At 73.4% G+C, this 26,637-nt stretch carries 23 protein-coding genes and 1 pseudogene; 15 read left to right on the top strand and 9 right to left on the bottom strand.

The features are described 5' to 3' along the window. Positions 1 to 122 precede the first annotated feature (122 nt). Positions 123 to 1,361, top strand: a complete 1,239-nt coding sequence (locus tag RM844_RS26260; protein ID WP_311669871.1) for an ATP-binding protein — start codon at positions 123 to 125, stop codon at positions 1,359 to 1,361. Continuing rightward, positions 1,358 to 1,570 (top strand): annotated as a pseudogene (locus RM844_RS26255) (helix-turn-helix domain-containing protein); the annotation flags it as partial. The gene RM844_RS26260 and the pseudogene RM844_RS26255, both read left to right, overlap by 4 nt. 64 nt (positions 1,571 to 1,634) lie before the next feature. Here the strand turns inward: RM844_RS26255 and RM844_RS26250 are convergent. Further along, positions 1,635 to 2,120 carry a MarR family winged helix-turn-helix transcriptional regulator gene (locus RM844_RS26250; protein WP_311669870.1) on the bottom strand — a complete coding sequence of 162 codons (486 nt, stop codon included), beginning with the start codon at positions 2,118 to 2,120 and terminating at the stop codon, positions 1,635 to 1,637. Positions 2,121 to 2,249: 129 nt separating this feature from the next. On the opposite strand from RM844_RS26250, the gene RM844_RS26245 reads away from it, so the two are divergent. From RM844_RS26245 to urtE, 6 genes are all read left to right on the top strand, one after another. Then, on the top strand, positions 2,250 to 3,338 hold the full coding sequence (locus RM844_RS26245) for a substrate-binding domain-containing protein (RefSeq protein ID WP_311669869.1): 1,089 nt from the start codon (positions 2,250 to 2,252) through the stop codon (positions 3,336 to 3,338). A gap of 249 nt (positions 3,339 to 3,587) precedes the next feature. Then, entirely contained in the window at positions 3,588 to 4,835 is a 1,248-nt protein-coding gene (gene urtA / locus RM844_RS26240; protein WP_311669868.1) for an urea ABC transporter substrate-binding protein, read from the top strand. Positions 4,836 to 4,838: 3 nt separating this feature from the next. After that, positions 4,839 to 5,735 carry an urea ABC transporter permease subunit UrtB gene (urtB, locus tag RM844_RS26235; protein WP_311669867.1) on the top strand — a complete coding sequence of 299 codons (897 nt, stop codon included), beginning with the start codon at positions 4,839 to 4,841 and terminating at the stop codon, positions 5,733 to 5,735. Then, complete coding sequence (gene urtC / locus RM844_RS26230; protein ID WP_311669866.1) at positions 5,732 to 6,898, top strand: urea ABC transporter permease subunit UrtC; 1,167 nt, start codon at positions 5,732 to 5,734, stop codon at positions 6,896 to 6,898. The genes urtB and urtC overlap by 4 nt, the downstream gene beginning before the upstream one ends. Next, positions 6,895 to 7,674, top strand: a complete 780-nt coding sequence (gene urtD / locus RM844_RS26225) for an urea ABC transporter ATP-binding protein UrtD (RefSeq protein WP_311669865.1) — start codon at positions 6,895 to 6,897, stop codon at positions 7,672 to 7,674. Before urtC ends, urtD begins: the two co-directional genes overlap by 4 nt. Beyond that, a complete protein-coding gene (urtE, locus tag RM844_RS26220; protein ID WP_311669864.1) occupies positions 7,674 to 8,369 on the top strand; it encodes an urea ABC transporter ATP-binding subunit UrtE in 696 nt (231 codons plus the stop codon). Before urtD ends, urtE begins: the two co-directional genes overlap by 1 nt. Before the next feature lie 37 nt (positions 8,370 to 8,406). On the opposite strand, the gene RM844_RS26215 is transcribed toward urtE, so the two are convergent. Then, positions 8,407 to 10,164 (bottom strand): VanW family protein, encoded by a 1,758-nt coding sequence (locus RM844_RS26215; RefSeq protein ID WP_311669863.1) that lies wholly within the window; start codon positions 10,162 to 10,164, stop codon positions 8,407 to 8,409. A 234-nt stretch (positions 10,165 to 10,398) separates the two neighbouring features. Continuing rightward, complete coding sequence (locus tag RM844_RS26210) at positions 10,399 to 10,818, bottom strand: ATP-binding protein (RefSeq protein WP_311669862.1); 420 nt, start codon at positions 10,816 to 10,818, stop codon at positions 10,399 to 10,401. Between the two features lie 257 nt (positions 10,819 to 11,075). Here RM844_RS26210 and RM844_RS26205 point away from each other — a divergent pair, with 257 nt between their 5' ends. The 3 genes from RM844_RS26205 (at position 11,076) to wrbA (ending at position 13,089) form a co-directional block, all read left to right on the top strand. Continuing rightward, the gene (locus tag RM844_RS26205; RefSeq protein WP_311669861.1) at positions 11,076 to 11,939 is read left to right on the top strand and encodes a helix-turn-helix domain-containing protein; all 864 of its coding nucleotides are present in this window, start codon (positions 11,076 to 11,078) and stop codon (positions 11,937 to 11,939) included. After that, the gene (locus RM844_RS26200) at positions 11,936 to 12,175 is read left to right on the top strand and encodes a DUF397 domain-containing protein (protein ID WP_311669860.1); all 240 of its coding nucleotides are present in this window, start codon (positions 11,936 to 11,938) and stop codon (positions 12,173 to 12,175) included. The genes RM844_RS26205 and RM844_RS26200 overlap by 4 nt, the downstream gene beginning before the upstream one ends. 302 nt (positions 12,176 to 12,477) lie before the next feature. Beyond that, positions 12,478 to 13,089: an NAD(P)H:quinone oxidoreductase gene (wrbA, locus tag RM844_RS26195; protein WP_311669859.1), complete on the top strand. Its 612-nt coding sequence runs from the start codon at positions 12,478 to 12,480 to the stop codon at positions 13,087 to 13,089. A 98-nt stretch (positions 13,090 to 13,187) separates the two neighbouring features. Here wrbA and RM844_RS26190 read toward each other — a convergent pair whose 3' ends face one another. Next, positions 13,188 to 14,687: an MDR family MFS transporter gene (locus RM844_RS26190; RefSeq protein ID WP_311669878.1), complete on the bottom strand. Its 1,500-nt coding sequence runs from the start codon at positions 14,685 to 14,687 to the stop codon at positions 13,188 to 13,190. A gap of 687 nt (positions 14,688 to 15,374) precedes the next feature. Between RM844_RS26190 and RM844_RS26185 the strand changes: the two genes are divergently transcribed. Beyond that, entirely contained in the window at positions 15,375 to 18,068 is a 2,694-nt protein-coding gene (locus tag RM844_RS26185; protein WP_311669858.1) for an alpha/beta fold hydrolase, read from the top strand. 2 nt (positions 18,069 to 18,070) lie between these two features. Next, positions 18,071 to 18,943, top strand: coding sequence for an ABC transporter permease subunit (locus RM844_RS26180; RefSeq protein ID WP_311669857.1), 873 nt, complete (start codon positions 18,071 to 18,073; stop codon positions 18,941 to 18,943). A gap of 145 nt (positions 18,944 to 19,088) precedes the next feature. Here RM844_RS26180 and RM844_RS26175 read toward each other — a convergent pair whose 3' ends face one another. Beyond that, entirely contained in the window at positions 19,089 to 20,675 is a 1,587-nt protein-coding gene (locus tag RM844_RS26175) for a S8 family peptidase (protein WP_311669856.1), read from the bottom strand. 324 nt (positions 20,676 to 20,999) lie between these two features. Then, positions 21,000 to 21,953, bottom strand: a complete 954-nt coding sequence (locus tag RM844_RS26170) for a sporulation protein (RefSeq protein WP_311669855.1) — start codon at positions 21,951 to 21,953, stop codon at positions 21,000 to 21,002. A gap of 419 nt (positions 21,954 to 22,372) precedes the next feature. On the opposite strand from RM844_RS26170, the gene RM844_RS26165 reads away from it, so the two are divergent. Beyond that, positions 22,373 to 22,660, top strand: coding sequence for a GNAT family N-acetyltransferase (locus RM844_RS26165; protein ID WP_311669854.1), 288 nt, complete (start codon positions 22,373 to 22,375; stop codon positions 22,658 to 22,660). Between the two features lie 58 nt (positions 22,661 to 22,718). Here RM844_RS26165 and RM844_RS26160 read toward each other — a convergent pair whose 3' ends face one another. Continuing rightward, positions 22,719 to 23,096 (bottom strand): RNA-binding S4 domain-containing protein, encoded by a 378-nt coding sequence (locus RM844_RS26160; protein WP_311669853.1) that lies wholly within the window; start codon positions 23,094 to 23,096, stop codon positions 22,719 to 22,721. 212 nt (positions 23,097 to 23,308) lie between these two features. On the opposite strand from RM844_RS26160, the gene RM844_RS26155 reads away from it, so the two are divergent. After that, on the top strand, positions 23,309 to 24,568 hold the full coding sequence (locus tag RM844_RS26155; RefSeq protein WP_311669852.1) for a hypothetical protein: 1,260 nt from the start codon (positions 23,309 to 23,311) through the stop codon (positions 24,566 to 24,568). A gap of 288 nt (positions 24,569 to 24,856) precedes the next feature. Here RM844_RS26155 and RM844_RS26150 read toward each other — a convergent pair whose 3' ends face one another. Beyond that, complete coding sequence (locus tag RM844_RS26150; RefSeq protein WP_311669851.1) at positions 24,857 to 25,681, bottom strand: DUF899 family protein; 825 nt, start codon at positions 25,679 to 25,681, stop codon at positions 24,857 to 24,859. Positions 25,682 to 25,913: 232 nt separating this feature from the next. Then, positions 25,914 to 26,555, bottom strand: a complete 642-nt coding sequence (locus RM844_RS26145) for a class I SAM-dependent methyltransferase (RefSeq protein ID WP_311669850.1) — start codon at positions 26,553 to 26,555, stop codon at positions 25,914 to 25,916. Positions 26,556 to 26,637: the final 82 nt, after the last annotated feature.

The following is a 26,637-nucleotide window of genomic DNA, read 5'->3' as shown; positions in this document are numbered from 1 at the left end:
GGTGACGGTAGGTGACTCCATGGACGCAAACGGTAGCCGCTGGGTCTGACAAAGCCCCTGAGGGGCGCGACACGAGGCTGCCGGGCGTCGCGGCGGACCACGGTGGGCGATACTCCGCTGCCGTGACCGAATCGCCGGCCGTGGGCCACCCCCCGTTCCCCGTCCTCTGGCTCTGCGGCCCGCCCGGGGTGGGCAAGACGACCACCGGCTGGGCGCTCCACCAACGCCTCGCCCGACGCGGCGAGCGGGTCGGCTATCTCGACATCGACCAGCTGGGCATGAACTTCCCCGAACCACCCGACGACCCGGGCCGCCACCGGCTCAAGACCCGGAACCTCGGCGCGCTGCTGGCCAACTACCGGGCGGCCGGGGCACGTTGCCTGATCGTCTCCGGGGTGGTCGACGCCGCCCGCGGGGTGCGGGGCGGCGACCTGCCGGGCGCCCGGCTGACGGTGTGCCGGCTGTCGGTGGGGCCCGACGAGCTGCGGCGGCGCTACCTGGGGCGAGGATCCCCGCCGGCGGGGCTGCCCGAGGTGCTGGCCGAGGCCGAGGCGCTGGCCCGGGCCGACCTCGCCGACCTGCGCCTGGACACCGGCGGGTTGGCACCGATCGAGGTGGCAGACCGGCTGCTGGCCCACTGGCCGTCGCCCGTCGAGCCGAGCGCGCCGGCGTCCGTGGGCCCGGCACCGCCGCGCCCCGACGGACCCGAGGGCACCGCCGGCGGGCCGGGCGAGGTGCTCTGGCTCTGCGGCGCCACCGGGGTGGGCAAGTCCCAGGTCGGCTGGGAGGTGTTCCAGCGCGCCCTGCGGGCCGCGCCCGCCGCGCTGGTCGACCTGGCCCAGCTCGGCTTCCTGCGCCCCGCCCCGGCCGACGACCCCGAAGCGCACCGGCTCCGGGCCGCCAACCTGGCGGCCCTGCACGCCAACTACGCCGCGCTCGGCACCCGCCGGCTGGTCGTGGTCGGCCCCGTCCGCCACCCCGACACGGTGGCGGACTACCGCCGGCGGCTGCCCGGTGTCCGACTCACCCTGGCCCGGCTGGACGCCAGCGCCGCCCCGCTGCTGGACCGGGTGCTGCGCCGGGGCGCCGGGCACCCGCCGTTCCTGCCCGGCGACCCGCTCACCGGGAAGCCCGCACCCAAGCTGCGCCGGATCGCCGCGGCGGCGGCCGGCGAGGCCGCCGCGCTGGCGGACGCGGGACTCGGCGACCTGTCGGTCGACACCGACGGCCGGAGCGTCACCGAGGTGGCCGACGCCCTCCTGGCACGCTGGCGTTGGGCGCCGGCCGGGCCCGACCAACGGGCGGTGCCCGCTCCCGCGTTGCCGGCGCCCGCGCCGGCGACGGATACGCCGCGACCATGAGCGCGGACGGGGAGACGGCCGGGACGGGTGCGGCCCGGGGGGCGCGGATCGGGGCGCTGCCGCGGGACCGGCGGCGCCGCCGGCGGCTCAGCCAGCTCCAACTGTCGCTGCTGGCCGACACGTCCGCCCGCCACCTGTCCTGTCTGGAGACCGGCAAGGCCCGCCCCAGCCGGGCGATGGTGCTGCGGCTGGCCGAGGCGCTGGAGGTGCCGCTGCGCGAGCGCCGAGTCCAGCGCGGACACGCTGCGGGCGCTGGCCGCCGAGGGCTGACCGTCAGCGCCGGGCGGCCGCCGGCTCGCCTGCCGTGCCCGCCGGGGCCGGCAGCGCGACCGGCGCCTCCAGCCGGGCTATCAGCCGGTCCAGCAGCGTGGCCAGCAGCACGTCGTCCGCGTCCTCCGGGAGGGTGACCCAGGCCTCCCGCACCCGCTCGGCCAGCCGCCGGTGGGCCTGCCGGCCGCGCGGGGTCAACGCCGCCAACACCCGCCGCCGATCCAGCGGATCGACCCGGCGGTGCACCAGGCCGTCGTCCACCAACTGGTCCATCAGCCGGGTCAGCGTCGGCGGCGGCAGCTGCGTCCGGTCGGCGAGGGACGTCATGCCCTGCCCCGGGTCATCGGCGAGCAGCGACAGCACCCGCCACGCCTCCACCGAGCAGCCCGTCTCCTCCAGCGCGCCACGCAGCCGGCGCGCGGCCAACCGCTCGGCGCGGGAGAGCAGGGCCGCCACGCCGTCGGCGTGGGGCGCGGCAGAGGGGGGCATCGCACTCCTTCGGGTATCAAGACCCCGTCGCGGGACGGAAGTCCATGGTACAAACGCCCACCGACACCTCCCCATCTCGCAGGGTGGGAGCGCCCGGCGCGGCCGGCGGCGAGCCGCCATCATGGTCCGATGGCCCACGGGGACTGGCTCGCGCCCGACGCCGACGTGCTCGGTGTGGCCCTGGTGGTGCCCCGGCGTGGGCCGGCCGGGATCTTCGGTCCGGCCTGCGAGTTCTGCGCCCAGCTCGCCGCCGACGAGGTCAACGCGGACGGCGGGGTGCTCGGCCGGGCGCTGCGCCTGGTGCCGGTGGACGGCGGCGCGCCGCCCGAGCGGGTGGCGGACGAGGTGGAGGCGCTGGTCAGTGCCGGGATCGTGCACGGGGTGACCGGCTGGCACATCTCCTCGGTGCGCCAGGCGGTGGCGCCCCGGATCGCCCACCGGGTGCCCTACGTGTATACGGCGCTCTACGAGGGCGGCGAGAACTCCGCCGGGGTGTTCCTGACCAGCGAGACGCCGGACGGGCAACTCAGGCCGGCGATGCGGCTGTTGGCCGCAGAGCGGCGGATCAGCCGCTGGTACGTGGTGGGCAACGACTACGTGTGGCCGCGGCGCACCGCGCGGGCCGCCCGGCACTACGCCCGGGAGGGCGGCGGCCGGATCGTGGGCGCCGACTTCCTGCCGCTGGGCTGCGACGACTTCGCTGGTCCCCTGCGCCGGATCGAACAGCGGGCGGCCGACGCGGTGTTGCTGCTGCTGGTGGGCAGCGACGCGGTGCGCTTCAACCGGGCGTTCGCGGCCGCCGGCCTCGACCACGCGGCGCTGCGGCTGAGCACCCTGATGGACGAGAACATGCTGCTGGCCAGCGGCCCCGAGGCCACCCGCGGGCTCAGCGCGACCGGCGGGTTCTTCGCCGCGCTGGCGACCGCCGACACGCTGGACTTCCAGGGGCGTTACACGGCGCGCTTCGGCCTTGACGCGCCGTCGCCCAGCGCGTTGGGGGAGTCCTGCTACGAGGGCGTGCTGCTGTTGGCCGCGCTGGTCAGCCGGGCCGGTTCGGTGGCGGTGCCGGCCATCGAGGGGGCGGCGCCCGAGGTCAGCTACCAGGGCGCCAGGGGCGAGTTGCGGCTGCGGGGCCGGCATGTGCGGCAGCGCATCTACCTGGCCGAGGCGGACGGCCTCGACTTCGTGGTCACCGCTGACCTGGACGCCTGGAGCTGACCGACCGTGATACTTCCGAACGGAAGTATTAACCACGGTGAAATTCCCGGGCAACAAGGCGATTTGAAGCTGTGGCGTGCCCTCGTCGGGCGGTGTGGCCCGACGTTTCCTCAATGACTCCCCGGCCACCGCCCGCCGTCGCCCCCGCCGCTGACCGCGGAGTCGGGACGGCTGCCGCCTGGCCGCGTGGAGCCACCCCGCAGCAGTCGGGGACCAGTATCCCCGCCCGCCGGGGACAAGGAGGACCAGATGCTCCCCATAGCCCGGGTACGCCGGCTGGCCGCGGTCGCCGTGGCCGCCGCGACGGCCCTCGCGCTGACCGCCTGCGGTGCCAGGACCGGCGAGGAGTCCACCAACACCGCCGCCACCGTGGACACGTCGGGCGACACCATCAAGGTCGGCCTGCTGAACTCGCTCTCCGGCACCATGGCCATCAGCGAGGTCACCGTGCGGGACGCGCTGCTGCTGGCCATCGAGGAGATCAACGCCGACGGTGGGGTGCTGGGCAAGCAGATCGAGCCGATCAGTGAGGACGGCGCCTCCGACTGGCCGACCTTCGCCGAGAAGTCCGAGAAGCTGATCCAGCAGGACCAGGTGGCGGCCGTCTTCGGCTGCTGGACCTCGGCCAGCCGCAAGGCAGTGCTGCCGGTCTTCGAGCAGAACGGCTCGCTGCTCTTCTACCCGGTGCAGTACGAGGGCCTGGAGCAGTCGCCCAACATCTTCTACACCGGGGCCACCACCAACCAGCAGATCGTGCCCGCCCTCGACTACCTGGCCGAGGCGGGCGTCGAGTCGCTCTACCTGGTCGGCAGCGACTACGTCTTCCCGCGCACCGCCAACCGGATCATCCGGGCCTACGCCGAGGAACACGGCATCGAGATCCTCGGCGAGGAGTACGCGCCGCTGGGCTCCACCGAGTTCGCCACCATCGCCAACAAGGTCGAACAGGCCGGCGCGGACGCCGTGTTCAACACGCTCAACGGGGACAGCAACGTCTCCTTCTTCTCCGAGTACGCCGCCACCGGCCTCACCGCCGAGACGATGCCGGTGCTCTCCGTCTCCATCGCCGAGGAGGAGGTCAAGAGCATCGGCGCGGAGAACCTGGAGGGCCAGCTGACCTCCTGGAACTACTACCAGACCACCGAGGGCGCGGCCAACGAGGAGTTCGTCGCCGCCTTCCAGGAGCGCTACGGCGCTGACCGCCCGACCTCCGACCCGATGGAGGCCGCCTACACCTCCGTCCACCTGTGGGCCGCCATGGTCGAGGAGGCCGGCTCCTTCGAGGTCGCCGACGTGCGCGCGGCGGCCGACGGCATCACCTTCGAGGCGCCCGAGGGCACCGTCACCGTCGACGGCGAGACCCAACACCTGCACAAGACCGCCAGGATCGGCCGGATCGGCGCCGACGGGTTGATCACCGAGGTCTGGAGCAGCGAGGAACCGATCAGGCCGGACCCCTACCTGACCGGGTACGACTGGGCCGAGGGCCTGTCCTGACCCATGACCGTCATCCTCAGCCAGTCGTTCACCGGCGTCAGCATCGGCGCCGTGCTGCTGCTGATCGCCCTCGGCCTCTCCCTGACCTTCGGTCAGATGGGCGTGATCAACATGGCGCACGGCGAGTTCATCATGGCCGGCGCCTACACCGTCTACGCCGTGCAGGGGGTCATCGACTCCGCCGGTGCCTCCCTGCTGCTCTCCCTGCCGCTCGCCTTCCTGGTCGCCGGCGCCCTGGGCGCGCTGCTGGAGTGGACGCTGATTCGCCGGCTCTACGCCCGGCCGCTGGACACCCTGCTGGTCACCTGGGGCGTCTCGCTGCTGCTCCAACAGCTGGCCCGGGACGTCTTCGGGGCGCCCAACGTGCACACCGAGGCGCCGGACTGGCTCAGCGGCCGGATCACCCTGGTCGGCGGCGAACACTCGCTGACCCTGGCCCACAGTCGGCTCTTCATCCTCGGCCTGGCCCTGGCCGCCGTGCTGGCCCTCACTCTGACCCTGCGCCGCACCTCGCTGGGGCGCCGGATCAGGGCCGTCGTCCAGCACCGCGAACTCGCCGAGGCGTCCGGCATCCCCACCGCACAGGTGGACCGGATCACCTTCTTCGTCGGCTCCGGGCTGGCCGGACTCGCCGGCGTCGCGCTGACCCTGGTGGGCCCCATCGGGCCCACCATGGGCACCAACATCATCATCGACGCCTTCCTGGTGATCGTGGTCGGCGGCATCGGCCAGCTGCGGGGCGCGGTCATCGCGGCCTTCGCGCTCGGCGTGCTGCAGGCCGTGATGGAGTACTCCACCACGGTCAGCGTCGCCCGGGTCACCGTGCTGGTGGCCATCGTCGCCTTCCTCCAGTGGCGTCCCCAAGGCATCTACACCCTGCGCACCCGGAGCCTGGTATGACCGAGAACCGGCCCGTGAACCCGGCCAGCCACGCCGCCCCCGACCCCCGGGAGACCACCCCCGACGGCACGGGGGACCGCGCCCGGCCCGGCTGGTCGGCCCGCGTGACCGGCCCGCGCGGACGGCTGCTGGCCGGCCTCGCGCTGGGCGCCGTGCTGCTCTTCGCGGTGGCCCCCGCCCTGCTCACCGACTTCCGCCTGGGCCAGCTGGCCCGCTACCTGTGCTTCGCCATCGTCGCCGTCGGCATCGCCCTGGCCTGGGGCCGCGGCGGCATGCTCACCCTCGGCCAGGGGCTGTTCTTCGGCCTGGGTGGCTACGCGATGGCGATGCACCTCAAGCTCGCCGACGCCGGCGACGGGCAACTGCCCGACTTCATGCTGCTCTACGGCTCCACCGACCAACTCCCCTGGTGGTGGGAGCCGTTCAGGTCCCCCGTAGTGGCGGTCGCGGCGGTCTTCCTGGTGCCGATGACGGTCGCCGCGCTGATCGGCTTCCTCGTCTTCCGCCGCCGGGTGCGCGGCGCCTACTTCGCCATCCTCAGCCAGGCGCTGGCCGCGGCCTTCGCCATCCTGCTGATCGGCCAGCAGGCCACCACCGGCGGCACCAACGGACTCACCAACTTCCAGGGCTTCTTCGGCTTCTCCCTGCACGACCCGGTCAACCGGCGGATGGTCTACTTCATCATCGCCGGCACCCTGCTGGCCCTGCTGCTCCTCACCCGCCAGCTCTTCCTCAGCCGCTACGGCGAACTGCTGGTCGCCGTCCGGGACTCGGAGGAGCGGGTGCGGTTCCTCGGGTACGACCCGGCGCTGGTCAAGCTCGTCGCCTACGTGGTCTCGGCCGGCATGGCCGGGCTGGCCGGGGCGCTGTTCGTGCCGGCGGTCGGGATCATCTCGCCGGCGCTGATCGGCATCGTGCCGTCCATCCAGTTCCTGATCGGCGCGGCGATCGGCGGCCGGGCCAGCCTGGTGGGCGCCGCGCTGGGCGCCGTCGCCGTGGCCTGGGCGCAGACCACCCTCTCCGAGGAGTTCCCGGCCGCCTGGACGTACTTCCAGGCCGGACTCTTCATCGTGGTGGTGGCCTTCCTGCCCGGCGGCCTGATCTCGCTGCGGCAGGCACTCCGCCGCCGCCGGCCCACCACCCCCCTGGGAGCCACCCCGTGACCGACGACCAACCGCCCGGCCTGACCGTCCGCGAACTGCGGGTCGCCTTCGACGGGTTCACCGCCGTGGACGGCGTCGACCTGCACGTCGCCCCCGGCGACCTGCGGTTCCTGATCGGCCCCAACGGCGCCGGCAAGACCACCCTGGTGGACGCCGTCACCGGCCTGGTCCAGGCCACCGGCTCGGTCCGGTTCGGCGGCCGCGAGCTGCTGGGCCGGCCGGTGCACCGGATCGCCCGGCTCGGCGTCGGCCGCACCTTCCAGACCGCCACCGTCTTCGAGCACCTCACCGTCCTGCAGAACCTCGACATCGCCGCCGGCGCCGACCGCCGCCCGCACACCCTGCTGCGGCAACGCCGCGGCGTGCCGCCCGCCGTCGAGGAGGCGCTGACCACCATCGGCCTGACCGGGCACGCCAACCGGCCGGCCGGCACCCTGGCGCACGGCCAGAAGCAGTGGCTGGAGATCGGCATGCTGCTGGTGCGCGACACCCCGCTGCTGCTGCTGGACGAGCCGGTGGCCGGCATGAGCCACGCCGAACGCGACGCCACCGGCGAGTTGCTGCGCACCGTGGCCGCCGACCGCACCGTGCTGGTGATCGAGCACGACATGGAGTTCATGCGGGCCTTCGCCAGCAGCGTCACCGTGCTGCACGCCGGCCGGGTGCTCAGCGAGGGTACCGTGGCCGAGGTGCGGGCCGACCCCAGGGTGCAGGAGGTCTACCTCGGGCACCCGCTGCCGGCGGCCACCGCCGGCCGGATCGCCGAGGAGGCGTGATGCTGGAGATCACCGACCTGGTCGCCGGCTACGGCGCGAGCGACGTGCTGCACGGGGTCAGCCTGACCGTGCCGGAGAACGGGGTGGCCTGCGTGCTCGGCCACAACGGCGCCGGCAAGTCCACGCTGCTGCGCGCCGCCCTGGGGCTGCTGCGGCCGAGCGCCGGCCGGGTCAGGTTCGACGGCCGGGACGTCACCCGGCTCCCGGCGCACCGCCGGGTGCGCGACGGGCTGGCCTACGTGCCGCAGGGGCAGCAGAGCTTCCCGCAGCTCACCACGGTGGAGAACCTGCGGCTGGTGGCCGACGGGCGAGGCCGGGACGGCGCCGAGGCGATGACCGAGGCGCTGGACCTCTTCCCCGCGCTGCGCGGCCTGGCCGACCGCCCCGCCGGCCTGCTCTCCGGCGGCCAGCGCCAGCAACTGGCCATCGCCCGAGCGCTGATCACCCGGCCCCGGCTGCTGCTGCTCGACGAGCCGACCGAGGGCATCCAGCCCTCGGTGGTCACCCAGATCCAGCACACCGTCCTGGAGTTGGCCGGCCGTGGCGGCCTGTCGGTGCTGCTGGTGGAGCAGCACGTCGACTTCGCGCTGCGCGCCGCGACGCGGTACTACGTGCTGGAGGCCGGCCGGATCACCTCGGCCGGCGAACGGGACGCGGGCGCGCCGGAGCGGGTGCGCGCGGCGCTCTCCGTCTGACCGCGCGCGGCGCCCCGGCTCGGGGCGCCGCGGCCGGTCAGGAGCCCGAGTCGGCCGGGCAGACGATCTCGTTCCGCGGCGTGTAGCTGGTCTCGAAGGTCTGCCGGCGCACCTCGTCGCCGTCCCGCAGGAAGATCCGGTCCACGGCCACCTCGAAGCCCTCGAGCGGCGGCTGCGGCACGCAGTCCTCGCCCTCGCCCTCGCGCCGCTCCGGCTCCACGGTGTTCTCTCGCGGGCCGGTCTCGGAGCGGATCTCGTCGTAGGGCTTGGTGCCGAGGAAGGTGACGGTCACCGAGTGGTCGTTGGCCGAGGCCAGCACGTAGATCGCGTTGCCCGAGTCGTTGCGGAAGCGCAGGTCCAGGCTGCCCCAGGCGACCGTGGCCTCCCGGCCCTCCGGGTAGCGCTCGATGTAGAAGGAGTGCGCCCCGTACTCGACGATCTCCACGCCGGCGAAGAACATGGCGTTGAAGACGGTGGTGGCCACCGCCGAGACGCCGCCGCCCTGGGCGGTCTGGTAGCGGTCGTCCAGGATGATCACGCCCTCGACGAAGCCGTTCGCCTCGGTGCGCTCCCCGACCGTCTCGTTGAAGCTCCAGGTCTCGTCGGGCGACACCAACGAGCCGTTGATCAGCTCGGCGGCCCGCCCGATGTTGGTGATCCGGTACGCCGCCGGCTCGAACTCCACGGTGAAGGTGGAGAGTTGTTCCACGAGGCCGAGGTCGGCGTAGTTCTCCTCGCTGAGCGCGGGCGACACCGTCTCGACCGGCAACTCCCCGCTGCGCCCGGCCGGGCCGGCCCCGGTGAGCAGCGGGAACACCGCCTCGCCGACCTCGGCGACGGCCACCTCAAGGCCGTCCGAGCCGCCGCTGGCCACCACGGAGCCGTCGGCCAGGGTGAGCGTCGCGTCCGTCGGCGGCACGGCGGCCTCCGCCAGCTGGCCGGCCAGCCGCTCGTCGGCGACCAGCCCCTCCCCGTCCAGGCGCGGCTCCAGCCGTCCCTGGTCGTCCGGCTCCAGCTCCAGGTGGTCGCCCAGCACCTCGGGCGCGAAGCTCACCTCGGCGCTGCCGTCGGTGGTCCGCAGCACCACCGGGCCGGACATCGCCGGCTCGGCGAACTCGGTCACCGCCCGGGCCACCTCGTCCTCGTCGACGCGCGGCGCCGCCAGCGACACGGGCAGCCGCACCGGCTGGGCGCCCTCGTCGAGGTAGCCGTCGCGCAGCAGCTCGACCGAGCGGTCCACCTCGAGGGCGCTGCCGGCCACCGGCTCGGTGACGCGCACCCGGCCGTCCTCGAAGCCGACCTCGCCCTCGGTCACCATGCTGTCGGCGGCCTCGGCGAGGCTGGTGAGCGCGGTCTCGCTGCGCTCCCGCTCCTGGACCACGACGGGCTCGACCGCGCCGCCACCGGAGCCGAACAGCCGGCCCAACAGGCCGGGTCGATCGGCCCGTTCGACGGTGGCGGTGATGTCGAGCCGCAGCCCGGCGTCCGCCGGATCGACCTCGTGCACCTGCTCGTCGTCCGCCCCCAGCACGACGCGGACCGGCCGTGCCCGCTCCTCGTCCAGCTCGGCGGTGAGCCGCTCCTCGGCGGCGGCCGGCGTCAGCCCGCCGATGTCCACCCCGAGCACGTTGGTGCCGGCGGCTATCTTGCCGCCCCAGACCATGCCGGCCAGCAGATAGAGGAGCAGACCGGCCAGGAACCCGACGCCGCCCCACAGCGCCCAGCGCTGCCAGGGGGGAGGACCGGCGGGCGGAAAGCGCGGCGGGTCGGCCGGGATCGGGGGGATGACGGCCACGGAACTCCCTTGAGGCGACGGGCGACGAGCGTGCGACGCGGAAGTACAACCTCGGAAGGTTAGCAAAACCCACGCGACCCCGACCCACCGGACCCCGACCGAAAGCGCCGGCGGCACACGGCCCGCCGCAGCCGCGCGGCGGCGGGCACCTGACGGCGGCCGCGGCGGCGGGCCATCCGTGGCAGTGAGGTGCGACCGTGGGTGGTCGAGGGGGGAGCGGCCCGGCGTGGCCGGTCAGCGGCGGCGGTCGGGGCCCGCGGTCAGCTCGGCCCAGATCGTGCAACCGGCCCAGTGGTCGGGGGAGATCACGCCCCACCGGGCGGCCAGCGCGTCCAGCAGCAGCAACCCCCGGCCGTGCTCCGCCTCGGCCGGCGCCGAGGACGGCGGCCGGCGCACGAGGCCGGGGCCCTCGTCGGCGACCTCGATCCGGAGGGTCTGCCCGCGGGACCACAGCAGACACCTCACCTGGCTACTCTGCGTGTGCAGGATCGCGTTGGTGACCAGCTCGGAGACGATGAGTTGCGCGTTGTCACAGGTAGTGCTCGGCAGCCCCCAGCCGTAGAGTTGGTGCCGCACCCGACGCCGGGCGGTGGCGACGGAGGCGTCCCTGGCCGGCAGGGCGAAGCTCTCCCCTGGCGGCTGGCTGGGCGGCATCGCCTGAGGTGGCGGGGGAGACGGCGTCGCGCCGTGAGCTGGGGGCACGGTCGCAGTCGCCTTCCGGGGAGCTAGAGCCGTCGTGAGCCGGGTCACGCGTTAACTATGCGCGGTCCTGTGGGATCTGCGCAAGAGGAGTTCTGCAATTCGCAGAAAGCGAAGGGATCTCTGGGGATGTCGCTACCCGGTGTGGCAAACTTCTGTGCAGCGTAGGCGAGATGGCACAGGTGTGAGACGGAGCGGCAGGGAGAGCCAAGGTGGCAGAGGCGCGGTCGGGGCCGACCGTGGGACAGATCGTCCTGGGGTTGCGGCTGAAGGAGTTGCGCGAACGGGCCGGTTGTTCCTTCGCCGACGCCGCGGCCGCGCTGAGCGTCAACACCACCACGGTGCGGCGCATGGAGAAGGCCGAGGTCGGCCTCAAGCCGCTCTATGTGAAGGCCCTGTTGGAGCGCTACGGCGTCTCGGGCGACGAGGGTGAATCCTTTTTGCGGCTGGTCGACGAGGCCAACCGCCCGGGCTGGTGGCACCGCTTCCGCGACGTGCTGCCCGACTGGTTCAGCCTCTACGTCAGCCTGGAGGGCGAGGCCAGCCTGATCCGCGCCTACGAACCGCACTGCGTTCCGGGGCTGTTGCAGACCCCGGCCTACGCGCGCGCCCTGCTGCGCACCGGATTTCCCGGCGCCTCCGACGAGGAGCTCGACCGCCGGGTAGCGCTGCGGATGGAACGTCAGGAGCTGCTCACCCGGACGCGGGCCCCACTGCTGTGGGCCGTGGTCGAGGAGCATGTGCTGCGGCGTCGCGTGGGTACGTCCTCCGAGATGCTCCAGCAGATCGACCGGCTGATCGAGGCGACGCAGTTGCCCAACGTCACTCTCCAGATCATGCCGTTCAGCGCCGGACCCCATCCCGGCATGTTCGGGCCGTTCCAGCTCTTCCGGTTCGAGATTCCGGAGCTGCCCGACATCATCTACGCCGAGAGTCTGACCGGCGCGACCTACCTCGACGAACGGCCCGACACCGTGGCCTATCTGGAGGTGCTGGACCGCATGGGTACGCAAGCGGCGTCAGCGCAGGACACCGAGGTCATCCTCGGTGAGATTCGCAAGGAGCTGACCGCATGATCAAGGACATATACAACGGGATGCCCGCCAGGGAGCTGGGCAGTGAGGGCTGGCGCAAGCCGTGGAGCGGCACCAACGGCGGCAACTGCGTGGAGGCCCTGAAGCTGGCCGACGGGCGGGTGGCGATCCGCCAGTCGACCGATCCCGACGGGCCCGCGTTGATCTACACCATGCACGAGATCGAGACGTTTATCAGCGGCGCGAAGCGCGGCGAGGCGGACTTCCTGTTCGCCTGACCGGACGGCGCGACCCGGCCGCCGAGGAGAGCCGCCGGTCGTCCCTCCGACCTCCCCTCTTCTCCTCTTCTTCCTGACTCTCCGCTGTATCGAGCTTCTCTCAGTACCACGCACCCGCCCGGCGGTGGGTGTGGACCCTCAGACCCCCGGGCCGCGGCGTGGGGGTCCTTTTCGTGTCCGGATCACGTCTGGTCGGCGGGGTGTGATCCGCGTCTCCCCGGTCGGCGGCGGGGAAGTCGCCTCAGTGGTTTATGGTTCAACCAATCAACTGATCACCACCAACCCCGGAGGTCCCGCGCACCATGAGTTCCCCCGTCAAGCTCGCCATCGTCTACTACTCCTCCACCGGGACGATCTACCGGATCGCCAAGGAGCTGTCCGACGTGGCGACCAAGGCCGGCGCCGAGGTGCGGCTGCTCAAGGTGGCCGAGCTGGCGCCCGCCGAGGCCATAGCGTCCAACGAGGCCTGGGCCGCGAACGCCGCCGCCACCGCCGACGTGCCGATCGCCACCCCCGACGACCTGGAGTGGGCGGACGCCGTCATCTTCGGTACCCCCACCCGGTTCGGCAACGTCGCCTCGCAGCTGAAGCAGTTCCTCGACCAGCTCGGCGGCCTGTGGGCCCAGGGCAAGCTGGCCGGCAAGGTCTACAGCGGCTTCGTCAGCACCAGCACCCAGCACGGCGGCCAGGAGTCGACCCTGCTCGCCCTCTACAACTCGGTGCACCACTTCGGCGGCGTCCTGGTGACCCCCGGCTACACCGACCCGGCCAAGTTCGCCGACGGCAACCCCTACGGCACCTCCCACGTGGACGCCCAGGGCAACAACCCGGTGGACGAGACCGCGCTGGCCGCCGCCCGCGTCCAGGCCGAGCGGGTCGTCCGGTTCGCCGCCGCCATCAAGGCCGCCGGCTGACCTTCAGCCGTTCCCCGGCAGCGTGAAACCCCCGCGCCCGACACCGGACTCCGGTGTCGGGCGCGGGGGTTCGCGCGGGTGGGCGGCCGTCGTCGCGGTCAGCGGGCGCCACCGTGCTGGGTCCGCAGCGCGACCTCGCGGATCAGCAGGGTCAGCAGCAGCGAGCCCAGCGCGACGGGCGTGACGGCCAGGAAGATGTCGGCCACCCCGTGCCCGTAGGCGCCCTCCACCACCGAGCGCACCGGGCCGGGCAGCGTGGCCAGGTCCGGCAGTCCGCCGTCGCCCGCCGAGGAGGCGCCCAGCTCGGCCAGGCCCGAGGTGGAGTACGCGGAGACCCGGTTGGCCAGCAGGGCGCCGAGCACGGCGACGCCGATCGCGCCCCCGAAGGTCCGGAAGAAGGCCACCATCGAGCTGGTCGCGCCCAGGTCCCGGGGGCCGACCGCGTTCTGTGCCACCAGCACCAGGTTCTGCGAGGTCATCCCGATGCCCAGGCCCAGCACCGCCATGCCGACGGCCACCTGCCAGTAGGGGGTGTCGGCGCGCATCACGCCGAGCAGCGCGCAGCCGGCGGTCAGCAGCACGCCGCCGGCCAGCAGCCACCGCTTCCACCGCCCGGTCCTGGTGATCAGCCGGCCGGAGAGGGTCGAGGAGACGGTCATGCCGACGATCATCGGGATGGTCATCACGCCGGACATGGTGGCGCTCTCACCGCGGGCCAGCTGGAAGTACTGGCTGAAGAAGACGGTGCCGGCGAGCATCGCCACGCCGACCAGCAGCGCGGTGGCCGAGGAGAGCGCGATGGTCCGGTCCCGGAACAGCCGCAGCGGGATGATCGGCTCCGCCGCCCGCGCCTCCACCAGCACGAACAGCGCGGCCAGCAGCAGCGAGCCGCCCACCATCGCGAAGGTCTGCCAGGACAGCCAGTCGTAGCGGTCGCCGGCCAGCGTGACCCAGATCAGCAGCAGCGAGACGGAGGCGCTGACCAGGGCGGCGCCGGCCCAGTCGATCCGCACCCCGGCGCGGCGGGGCGCGTTGGGCAGCCGCAGCGTGCGGTGCAGCACCACCAGCGCGGCCAGCGCGAACGGGACGCCGATGTAGAAGCACCAGCGCCAGCCCAGCCAGGAGGTGTCGGTCAGCACGCCGCCGATCAGCGGTCCGCTGACGGTGGCCGCGGCGAAGGTGGCGCCGAGGTAGCCGGCGTACCGGCCGCGTTCCCTGGGCGGGATCATCGCGGCCAGGATGATCTGCGAGAGCCCGATCAGGCCGCCCACGCCCAACCCCTGGACCACCCGGACGGTGATCAGCGTGGCCGGGTTCTGGGAGAGGCCGGCGACCAGGGAACCGGCCACGTAGATGGCCAACGCGAGCTGGATCAGCAGCTTCTTGTCGAAGAGGTCGGCGAGCTTGCCCCACAGCGGCATGGAGGCCGTCATGGCGAGCAGGGTGGCCGTGACCACCCAGGTGAAGGCGGACTGGCCGCCGCCCAGGTCCCCGACGATCCGGGGCAACGCGTTGGTGACGATCGTCGAGGAGAGGATCGCGGCGAACATCCCGAGCAGCAGCCCGGAGAGCGCCCGCATGATCTCCGGGTGCGTCATGCTGGGGGCGGTGGCCGCCGGGGTCTCCGGCGGCGGGCCGACCGCGGCGTTGGTCGCCGGATCGGGTATGGATTCCTTGCTCTGCGTGGTCAAACGATCTCCCCATGGGTCTGTTTCCGTTGGCGACCCTACGACAAGTTGCTTACTACACGTAAACGAATTGGGGAAAGCTTTAGGTGTTTTGGGATAGTGCGGACGTTCCCGGAAGGCGGGCGTAGTGCGCCGCTGACCACCTGCCCACACAAACGCGCCCCGGAACGTTATTCGGCCTCCCGCGTATTCCCGATCCGCGCGCCCCCGGCGTGTGGACTCCCGCACAGTCACCGCTGGTTGACCGCCCGCGACCGCCGAGTCGGCATACCTCGACCGGTCCGCCGGCCGGTCCGCGAAAACCGCGTGCCCCCGCGTCCTTACCCGCGACTCGGGCGGTCACCGACGCGGCCCCGGAATACCGCCCACCACGCTCGTCCCGGCGCGTGCCCGGAAACTCCGGCGCGCCCCGGTGGACTTCCGTCACGCTCCCGATAAACCCCGCCGCGCGCGCCGCGCCGGGGTGAACTCCACACCCGGGTCCCGGCGTGGACCCACCGGCCGGGGCCGGCCGCCGGACGGTGGTGGCTGCCGGCCTGTCAGATCCGTTCGGTAGCGTGGGGTGATCATCAGCCGCCCGAAGGGACTCCTTGGGACATGCGAATCCGCTGGCCGCGCCGGGCCAGGCGGGCGGTGGCGGGAGTGGCCGCGGTCGCGCTGGTCGCCGGCCTCGGCGCCGTCACCCTCGCCCGCGCCGCCGACGATCCCACCGTCCACCGCACCGACCAGACGCTGACCGTGCCGGAGCACCCCGACAGCGACCGCACCGTCGATCTCGACACCTCCTTCTTCGTCGCCGACGACGGCCGGCCCCGCCCGGCCGTGCTGCTGGGCCACGGCTTCGGCGGCAGCAAGGCCGACACCGCCGAGCAGGCCGAGCGGCTGGCCGCCGACGGGTACGCCGTCCTCACCTGGTCGGCCCGCGGCTTCGGCGACTCCACCGGCCGGATCGGCCTCAACGACCCCGAGCGCGAGGTGGCCGACGTCTCCCGGCTGATCGACTGGCTCGGCGAGCGGTCCGAGGTCGTCCAGGACGGCCCGGGCGACCCCAGGGTCGGCATGACCGGCGCCTCCTACGGCGGCGCCATCGCCCTGCTGGCCGCCGGCCACGACGACCGGGTGGACGCCGTCGCGCCGGCCATCACCTACTGGGACCTCAGCGAGGCGCTCTTCCCGCAGGGTGTCTTCAAGCAGCTGTGGGCCGGCATCCTCTTCACCACCGGCGCCACCGACCCGGGCCTCGGCCGGCCGCCCCGGCAGACCGCCGCCGACCCCGGCTGCGGGCGCTTCACCGAGGAGCTGTGCACCCTGTACCAGCGGGTGGCCGTCGCCGGTGAGCCCGACCCGGAGGCGCTTCGCCTGCTCACCGAGCACAGCCCGGTCGCCGTCGCCGACCGGATCGACGTGCCGGCCCTGATCCTCCAGGGCCAGCACGACTCCCTCTTCCCCCTCGAGCACGCCGACGCCATGGCCACCGCGCTACGCGCCAACGGCGCCCCGGTGAGCGTCGAGTGGATCTGGGCCGGCCACGACGGCGGGATCTCGGAGGCCGAGCGGACCGACCGCCGGATCGCCGACTGGTTCGACCGCTACCTCGGCGACGACTCGTCGGTGGACACCGGCCCGCCGTTCCGCGTCACCCGGGTCACCGGCTTCGACACCACCAACGGCGACACCCTGCTGCGCGGCGCCACCTCCGCCGGCTACCCGGGGCTGCGGAGCGAGCCGACGACCGTCGCGCTCAGCGGCGCGCCGCAGACCTTCGTCAACCCGCCGGGCGGCGCCCCGGCGGCCGTTTCCGCCGTGCCCGGCCTCGGCTCGCTGACCGGGCTCTCCGGCCTCGGGATCGGCGCCGCCATCGACTTCCCCGGCCAGTACGCCCAGTTCGAGTCGGAGCCGCTGGCCGGGACGACCCGGGTGACCGGCGCCCCCACGGCCCGGCTCCAGGTCACCTCGGACACCGGCTCTGCGGTGCTCTTCGGCAAGCTCTACGACGTGTCGCCGGACGGCGAGCGCCAGGCGCTGCCCGCCCAGCTGGTCGCCCCGCTGCGGATCGACGACATCGGGCCGGACGGCCGGGAGGTCGAGCTGCGGCTGCCCGCCGTCGACTACCCCTTCGAGGCCGGCCACCGGCTGCGGCTGGTCGTGGCCAGCACCGACATCGGCTACGCCTCGCCGGCCGGCATCGCGCGCTACACCGTCGCCCTCGCCGACCCGGCGGTCAGCCTGCCCACCGCGCCGGAGGTCGCCACCGCGCCGGCCACCGTGCCCTGGTGGGTGTGGGGCATGCCGCTGGTGGCGCTGCTGGTGGCCGTGGCGCTGTTGCTCGTCCGCCGCCGCGCCCCGGCGGCCGGTCCCGCGCTGGACGCGGCGCTGGCCGAGGTGCCGCTCAGCATCAGCGGCCTGACCAAGCGCTACGCCCGGCGCGGCGACCGGTACGCGGTGCGTGACCTGTCCTTCCGGGTCGAACGCGGGCAGGTGCTCGGCCTGCTCGGCCCGAACGGCGCCGGCAAGACCACCACGCTGCGGATGCTGATGGGCCTGATCACCCCGGACGCGGGCGAGATCCGGCTCTTCGGCCACCGGGTGACGCCCGGCGCGCCGGTGCTCTCCCGGGTCGGTGCCTTCGTCGAGGGGGCCGGCTTCCTGCCGCACCTGACCGGCCGCGCCAACCTGGAGCTGTACTGGCGCGCCACCGGCCGGCCGGCCGCCGACGCCCACCTCGCCGAGGCGCTGGAGATCGCCGACCTGGGTACCGCGCTGGAGCGCCCGGTGCGTACCTACTCGCAGGGCATGCGGCAGCGCCTGGCCATCGCCCAGGCCATGTTGGGCCTGCCGGAGCTGCTGATCCTGGACGAGCCGACCAACGGCCTCGACCCGCCACAGATCCGGGCGATGCGCGAGGTGATGATCCGCTACGCGGCCGGCGGGCGCACGGTGATCGTCTCCAGCCACCTGCTGGCCGAGGTCGAGCAGAGCTGCACCCACCTGGTGGTGATGGACGGCGGCCGGCTGGTGACGGCCGGCCCGGTGGCCGAGATCGCCGGCGCCGGCGACACGGTCCTGGTGAGCACCGCCGAGCCGGTGACCGAGGAGTGGCTGGCCACCATCCGCGCGCTGCCCGGCGTCGGCGCCGTCACCGCCACCGAGGCCGGCACGCTGGTCAGGTTGACCGACGGCACCCCCGAACGACTGCTGGTCGAGCTGGTGGCGGCGGGGGTCCCGGTCTCCGGGCTGACCCCGCACCGACGGCTCGAAGACGCCTTCCTGACCCTGATCGGCGGTGCCTGACCATGCCCGAGACCCCGGCCGGCGGTCCGGCGACCACCCTCGCCGCCGCCCCCGGCTACCTCCCGCGCCGCACCCTGCCGTTCCGGGTGGAGGCGATCCGGCAACTGCGGCGCCGGCGCACCCTGGTGGTCGGCCTGCTGCTGGCGGCCCTGCCGCCGCTGGTCGCGGTCGCGTTCGCGGTGGGCGGCACGCCGGACCGGTCCGAGTCCACGCTGCTGGAGTCGGCCACCGCCTCGGGGCCCAACTTCGCGGCCGTCTCGCTCTACCTCTCGGCGGGCTTCCTGCTGGTGGTGCCGATCGCGTTGTTCTGCGGCGACACGGTGGCCTCCGACGCCGGCTGGTCCTCGCTGCGCTACCTGCTGGCGGCGCCGGTGCCGCGGGCCCGGCTGCTGACGGTCAAGCTGCTGGTGGCGCTGGCCTTCTCCGCCGCCGCGCTGTTGCTGCTGCCGCTGTCGGCGCTGGCCGTGGGCACCGCGGCCTACGGCTGGGGGCCGCTGGAGCTGCCGACCGGCGGCAGCCTGCCGGCGGGGGAGAGCGTGCTGCGGCTGGCCATCGCGCTGGCCTCCGTCTTCGCCGGTCAACTGGTCACCGCGGCGCTGGCGTTCTACCTCTCCACGGTGACCGACGCGCCGTTGGGCGCGGTCGGCGGGGCGATCGGGCTGAGCGTGGTCGGCTCCATCCTGGACGCCGTCACCGCGCTCGGCGACTGGCGGCAGCTCATCCCGGCGCACTGGCAGTTCAGCTGGCTGGACGCTCTCCAGCGGGAGGTCGAGTGGAGCGGGATGCTGCGCGGCGGCGCGGTCTCGGTGAGCTACGCGCTGGTCCTGGTGGCCCTGGCCTACCGGCACTTCGGACGCAAGGACATCGTCTCCTGAGCCGTTCTGCGGGCGCTTCGCCGGCCGGTCTCCCGGCCGGCACACGCAGCGGCCCTCCCGGTGCCGGGGCCGGCGCCGGGAGGGCCATCCGATCATCCGTGGAGCGAGGTGATCGGTACGCGATCAGGGGACGATCGCGGAGGGATCAGAACTGGAGCGCCCAGGAGTTCAGGGTGCCCGTGTCGAGGTAGGCGTTGTCGGTCACCGACAGCGTCCAGGTGCCGGTGGCGCTGCCACTGACCGGGACGTCGAAGGAGCCGACCACGTTGTCCTGGCTGCCGCCGCTCCGGTCGTGCAGCACGGTGGCGTTACCGGCCGGGTCGGTCACCCGCACGGTGAGGTCACCGCGCCAGGTGTGGGTGATGTCCAGCTCGACGCTGACGCTGGCCGGGGTGGTGGCCAGCTCGCCGACCTCGATCTCCGAGGTCACCGTGGCGTTGTCCCGGATGGCGACCGGGGTGCTGTTCTCGAACCGGTCGCCCGGCTCGCCCGGCTCACCGGGCTCGCCGCCGCCGTCGCCGCTGACGTTCAGCAGCACGTTGGCGGTACCCGACGGGATGCCGGAGAGCACGCCCTGGAGACCCGAGGAGACCAGCGCGTCCTCGACCTGGGCCGGGCTGGCGGTCGGGTTCTCCGACAGGTAGAGCGCGGCGGCACCGGCCACGTGCGGGGCGGCCATCGAGGTGCCGGAGATGGTGTTCTCGGCGGTGTCACCGGTGTGCCAGGCCGAGGTGATGTTGCTGCCCGGCCCGAACAGGTCGACGACGGAGCCGACGTTGGAGAACGAGGAGATGGCGTCGGTGTTGGTGCTCGAACCGACGGTGATGGCCTCCCCGACCCGCGCGGGCGAGCTGAGCGAGGCGTCCTGGCCGTAGCTGTTGCCCGCGGCCACCGCGTAGGTGATGCCGGCGGCGACCGAGTTGCGGACCGCGGTGTCCAGCGTGCTGTTCGCGCCGCCACCGAGGCTCATGTTGGCCACCGAGGGGCCGTCGGCGTTGCCGGTGACCCAGTCCACGCCGCCGACCACGGCCTCGATGGTGCCCGAGCCGTTGGCGTCCAGCACGCGGACGGAGACGATGTCCGCGTTCTTGGCCACGCCGTAGGCGGTGCCACCGGCGGTGCCGGCGACGTGGGTGCCGTGGCCCTGCGCGTCGCTGCCGTCGCCGCCGTAGGCGTCGAAGCCGAAGCTGGCGCGACCACCGAAGTCCTGGTGCGAGTAGCGGACACCGGTGTCGACGACGTAGATGGTGACGCCCTCACCCGCGCTGTCCGGGTAGGTGTACGACGAGTCCAGCGGGAGGCCGGCCTGGTCGATGCGGTCCAGTCCCCAGGAGGGCGGGTCCGTCTGGGTGGCGGTGGAGTACACCCGCTGGTTGTGGGTGACCTCGGCGACCGCCGGGTCGGCGGCCAGCTCGCGGGCCTCGGCCTCGGTGGCCTCGATCGCGAAGCCGTCCAACGCGTGCTGGTAGACGCTGGTCACCTCCGCCCCGTGGGCCTCGGCGAGGGACTCGGCGGTGGCGGAGACGCTGGTCGAGACCTCGCCGCTGTTCAGCGTGACGAGGTAGCTGCCGGGCACGATGTTCTCGGCGCCGGCGTTGGCGATGACGCCGAGGGGTGCGTCGCTGGCCTGCGCGGTGGCTGGCAGCGCGACTCCGGCGAGGACCAGGCCGGTGGCGATGGCCAGACCGGTACCGCGCCGCAACCGCGCTGACTTACGCGTCTTGTCGGTCAAGAGATCTGCTCCTTGTGTAAGGGCATATCGGGGGGACACTGCATTCATGCATGCCCATGACAACTCGTGGTTTTCATGGGCACGTCACAACTGTGGGTCTACGCGTGCAGATGCGCAAGGTCTAGGAAGGAGGCTTCACAGGAAAGTCATCTACCCGTAGCACAGGGTCAGTTGACCGCAGGTCAGCGGATTGTGGCCACTGCGTGAAGGAGCGTCACCGCGCGCCGCAGGCCGGCGCGGACACACGAAACGGCCGGCGCGGGAGGCGCGCCGGCCGTCGGTATACGGTCCCCGGCCGGCCGTACCGACCGGGGACCGCTCCCCTCAGTCACCCTCGAAGGCGTCCCCGATCTCGTCGATGATCTCGGCCGCCACCATGCCGCCGACCACCCCGGCGGCCAGGCCAGCCACCGCGCCGCCGATGCCCGCGAGGCCGCCACCGCCCTTGTGCTCACCGTGGCCGTGTTCGTGGCCGTGGAAGCCGGGCTGCCCGCCGCCGAAGGCGCCGCGCCGCTCCACCAGCGTCCGCAGCCAGGAGTCGACCAGCGCCGTGAAGTCCGTGCCCTGGACATCCTCGTGGCGCACCGAGAAGGTGTTCAGCGCGTCGCCCCCGCCGCCGAAGTAGCCACCCCGCCGGTCCGCCTCCAACACCACCGTCAGGCCGGCCGGGTTGGCCAGGAAGCTGATCTCGACCTCCCGCATCGAGTCCAGGTACGCCTGGCCGGGCGTCAGCTCGATCTCCTGGTAGAACGGCAGCGTCTGGCCGGTACCGCGGATCTGCCCCAGCTCCAGGTCGGCGGAACGGAACCCGAAGCCCAGCTGGCCGAAGGCGTTCAACACCGCCTCCTGCACCGGCAGCGGGCGGATCCGCAGCGGGTCCAGGTCGCCCTGGTCCACCGCGCCGGCCACCGCCAGCTCGGTCCGGACCCCGAGCGGCACGGTCAACGGCTGGCCGAACACCTCGGTGATCGGCGTCTCCCACGGCAGCGGGAAGGAGAACGGGATCGACAGCTGCTGCTCCTCGGCCAGCCGGAACCCGCCACCGACCACCACCCGGTGGAACCGGACGGTGCCCTGGTGCTCCTCCCCCCCGCCCTCGGCCTCCACCCGGGCCGCCAGGTCCAGGGTGACCTCGGTGATCTCCACATCCATCGAACCGCCGCGAACCAGCACATCGCCGGAGACGGTCTCGCCCGGCAGCACCAGCTCCCGGTGCAGCACCGTGTCCACCGAGGGCCCACCCACGCCCAGCTTTCCGAGCAACCGCTTGAACACCATGCCGGCGTTCCTTCCGTCAGTCACGCGACCCTGGGTCGCCATCCGTCTGCCGCGGGCCGCCGCGCTCGCCGGCGGGCAGGTCAACTGCCGCCGCGCGCACGGCCCGTTCACCGCGTCACGCTACCGCGTCCGGGTGGGGACGGCGGTGGGTCGGTGGGGGTTGGCGGCCGGCCGCCAGGCCTGGGCCCGGCCGACCCGCCGCAGGACGGCTCCCGGCCGTGGGGGCGGCCCGCGGTCTGGGGGCCGGCGTGCGGTCTCGTGGGCCGGGCCGGCCGGGCCCGACTCCGGGGACGGCCGGCCCGGGCGCCGGCACCGCTCCCGGACCGCACCGCCTCCCGGCCGCCGGCGACCCCCCGGCGCTGCGCCGATCGGCGTCGGCGGTGGTGCGCCGGCCGGCCTGGACGGGCACGATGGGAGGCATGAGCCCAGAGGTACGGGACAACACCGAGCGCAGCCGGTTCGAGGCGTGGATGGACGGCGAGTTCGCCGGCTACGCCGACTACACGCGCGAGGAAGGGCGGGTGGTCTACCCCCACACCGAGGTGCGGATCGGCTACGAGGGCCGGGGCGTCGGCGGCGCACTGGCCAGAGCGGCCCTGGAGGACGCCGGACGCCGGGGGGTGCGGGCCGTGGTGACCTGCCCCTTCATCGCCAGCTGGCTGGCCAGGAACCCCGAGTTCCAGCACTTGGCGGAAGTACCGTCCTGACCCGGGGCCGGCCCTGAGGCCAGCGCCTGGGAACCCGGGCGGGCGGTGGTCCCCGGGCTCAGTCCTGCCCGCGCAGCCGGTCCAGCTCGCGGCGCTCCCGCTTGGTGGGGCGGCCGGCGCCCCGGTCGCGCATCGGCGGCATCGGGACCTCCACCCGGGGCGGCGGCGGGGGAGTGTGGTCGATCAGGCACTCGGCGGCCGCCGGCGCGCCCACCCGCTTGCGGATCAGCCGGGCCACCTTCACGACGCGTTCCCGGCCGGCGTGCCAGACCCGGACCTCGTCGCCCAGCCTGATCGGCTGCGCCGGCTTGACCCGCTCCCCGTTGACCTTGACATGGCCGTTCCGGCAGGCGGAGGCGGCCATCGACCGCGACTTGAGCAACCGCACCGACCAGACCCAGGTGTCCACCCGAACGTTTCCCTCGTCAACCGCCATGCGGTCGATTCTAGTGCCGCGGCGGGCAACGTTCGCCCTGTTCCCTGGCGAGTACCCGTGCCCAGGGTGCGCCTTCGACGGCCTCTATCACGGATTGCCCGGGCGGGGTACGGCGCGGTAGCCCTAGCCTGGCCCCGTGCGCCACGCGGACACGCCGGGTGTCGGCGTGTGTCGGGCTGGCCGCGATGTCGTCGCGGCCGAAGGGATCGAAGATGGCAGGGTCACGACTGCGGGTTGATCCGGCTACCAGGGCCAGGCTCGGACCGGGGACGCTCGCGGAGCTGCGCCGCGCTCTGCGCCCCGTCGACTGCCAGACGTGCGGGCGGCGGTTCAGCCGGTGGGACGCCGCGGCGCTGGCCGTCGAGGCGGCGGACCAGGACGCCGTGGCGTCGCTGCACCACCGCGGCTGCCGGTCGCCGAGCTGGCGGGAGCTGCAAACACCGGATCGGTTCACCCGGCTACCCCACCAGACATGGCGCGCGCGGCTGCTCTGGACAGCCGCGCACGGCCATGACGACCTCACCTTCCTCGTCAACCCCTCCTACGAGACCGCCAGGCTGACGTGCGACGGCGGGCGGTGGCGGGTCGCCACGCTGGACCTCTTCGCCCACCGCGGGTTGGGGCGGGGACTGCTCGACGGCGTGTCCCCCCTGCCTTCGCTGTCGGCCGTCGTCGACACCGACCGGCTGGCCGTTGACGTCGTCAGCCTGGACGGAACGGTTCTGGAGCGCTGGGACATCGGTGGCTCCGCGTTTCCTCAGGAGGCCGCCAGGGTCCTTGCCGGCAAGGACTGGCTGACGATCGCCGTGACCACGGCGATCGACGTGGGCGAGCAGGCGCGGCACAACCCCATGCGTCTGTTGCTGGACACGCGGCAGGTCCGGCTGGGCGCGGCCGCGGTGCGCTACACCGAGGCCGCGCAGCGCCCGCGGACCACTGACTTCGGCGACGAGGACAGGTGGATCAGACGGGTGGCCCTGACCAGCGAGGTGGTCAGGAGGGCGACCGGCGTCGAGGTCGACAAGGCCGTGATCGCAGCCGCGCTGGCGTCCTGCCACGGCGACGGTGAGCCGATCACCCGGCTGGCACCCGAGGACAGGACGCGCGCCGCGGCGATTCTCACCGTGCCCTACACGGCGCACAACAGCGGGGGAGCCCATGTGATGGCGGCCGATCCCTCCGCCGCTGCCGCCTACCACCGGCTGTTCTCGGCACTGAGTGAGATCACCGGTACTTCCGCGGCCCTCCTGACCCGCGAACCCGCCACCGAGGAGATCCTGACGGAGTTCGGGGCCGACATCGTGATCGGGACACCCGAGCAGTTCCTCGCGACCCATCTGCGGCACCGGCGGAACACGGGCGACTGGGGACCCGACGGGACCCGCGCCCACCTGGCCCTGGTGGCGGGCGCCGACGTCCGCCAGCGCGTGGGCGGCCTCATCGCCCGCTACCCCAGGACCGCCATCGTCTGAGCGGGGCCGGTGCACCGGTTCGGCGGGGCCCGCGATGGCCTCGCCGGGTGCCGGGTGCCGGGTGCCGGGTGCCGAGGGACGGGAGACCAGGGACGGAGCGGGATGTCGTCGGCGGCGGCAGGCCGCTGACCATCCTCCCGCGTGCGCACGGCGCTGGCCTTCGTCGTCATCGATCCCGCGTCCGCGTCCGCGTGCTACCACTCGTCCGGCGTCGCGCCACACGCCCCCGGGCCAGTCCCCGGCCGGCACGTCACCTCACCGCTGGGGCAGATGATCTCTGCTGCGGCACTAGTGACAGGTGTGCCGCTTGGGCGCGGTCCCTGCCGGCGCGGTTCCGAGGTCATCGGAGTGTCCGGCGTGGATGCGCGGCCACTGGGCGGTGGGGCGTCCGTTGGCCCGCATGTGTGCTGACTCCCTGTCGACCTGCGGTTGTGGCCAGCCGGTGGGTGAGTCCTCCCACGGCTCCTGGCGCCCGTAGACGGTGAGGTCCATGAGCGCGTAGTTGTAGTCCAGTACCTCCACGCCGCGGCGTGACGTCCAGTAGGTCTCGAAGACGCGGTCGCCCTCCCGCACGTAGCACACGAGGTGCATCAGGCCGAGCTCGCGACCGACGAGGAGCGCGTCCAGGGAGGGCTGCGCCGAGTACCACGGCAGGTCCCAGCCCATGAAGTCGCGGTAGCGGACGCTCTCGTCGTAGGACACCTGGGCGTCGCTCGGGCCGAACGCGGTGTTGCGGCCCTGGCTGAATACCGCGAAGGTGATGTCACGGGAGTGCAGGTAGGACAGCTCGCCGACCTGGCTGAGGAACAACGTGCAGCCCTCGCACTGCTCGGGCGCGGGCCGGCCGGGCCACCACATGAGGTAGTAGGCGATGAGCTGTCGACGTCCTTCGAACGCGTCCAGCAGGGTCACCGGCCCGTTCCGTCCGGTCAGCTCCAGGCTGGCGTCCACCTCCACCATGGGCAGGCGCCGGCGGGCCGCCGCGATCGCGTCACCTTCGCGGGTGTGGGCCTTCTCCCGAATCCGCAGCGCGTCCACGCCGGCCTGCCAGGTGTCCCGGTCGACAACCGGCGGCAGCGCGGAGGTGTCGTTGTTCTTCGCGTCTTCGTTCATGACCGTCTCCTGGATGCAGTCGTGACCGTGTGGGATGCCTCCCCGAGGGCACGCGGATCGTCGCGGTTCGCCGTCGGGCCCGACGGCCCCCCATCATCCTCGCCTCGTGGATGAGAAACCCTCATTGACCAGGGCGCGGCCGCGCGGTCTCGCCGACGTACCCGGCGCGAGACGGCTCCCGCGTCGCCACGCACGGCTGGGCGAACGTCGCCTGCTGCGGCACCAGGTCCCGCTACGCCCGGCCGGCCGGGGCGTGCCCGGGCTGCCGGTAGACCAGCAGATAGCGCCAGAAGAGCAGCCGCCGCACCCGACAGCCGGGCAGTAGGCGGGCCGCCGTCGTGCGGATCTCGGGCAGCGGGACGGTCGGCTGGCGCACCGGCGCCCGGACCGGCCGCGGCGCCCGCGCCCCGGGGCGCAGCCGCTCGCCGGCCGCGACCGCGAGCCTGGCCCCGGCGTTGACCGGGACAGCGGCCAGGCTCCAGAGCAGGTCAGGCGTGGTGTGCTTCGGGTAGCAGCCCAACACCACCAGCACCCCGCCGGGAGCGAGGGCGGCGCGCAGCCGGCTCACCGTCTCGAAGGGCATGTGGTGCAGGCTGGCCAGCGCGCTGATGAAGTCGTAGCGCGCGTCCGGCAGGTGATGCTCGCTGAGGTCGAGCTGGCGGAACCGGGGGCCGGCGGGTGGTGGCGGTGCAGCGGCCCGGGCGGCGGCCAGCGGCTCCGCCGCCCGGTCGACGGCGTCCACCGCCAGCCCGCGCGCCGCCAGGCGGCGCGCGAAGGCGCCGGTGCCGCAGCCGACGTCCAGCGCCCGCTCGGCGCCGGGCGGCAGGTGCCGCAGCACGGTGCGGTGGTAGTGGTCGTTGTGGTCGAAGGGCATGGCCGGGGAGCTTAGGGGACGCCGCACGCGGGTGACAGGGCTGCCGGCCCGGCCTTTCGGGAGCCGGCTCGGCCTTTCGGGA

The organism is Streptomyces chisholmiae, from assembly GCF_031845445.1.
Taxonomy (GTDB): Bacteria; Actinomycetota; Actinomycetes; order Streptomycetales; family Streptomycetaceae; genus Streptomyces; species Streptomyces chisholmiae.
Note: the sequence above shows the minus strand (reverse complement) of the source record. Positions and strands in the feature narration are given on the sequence as shown.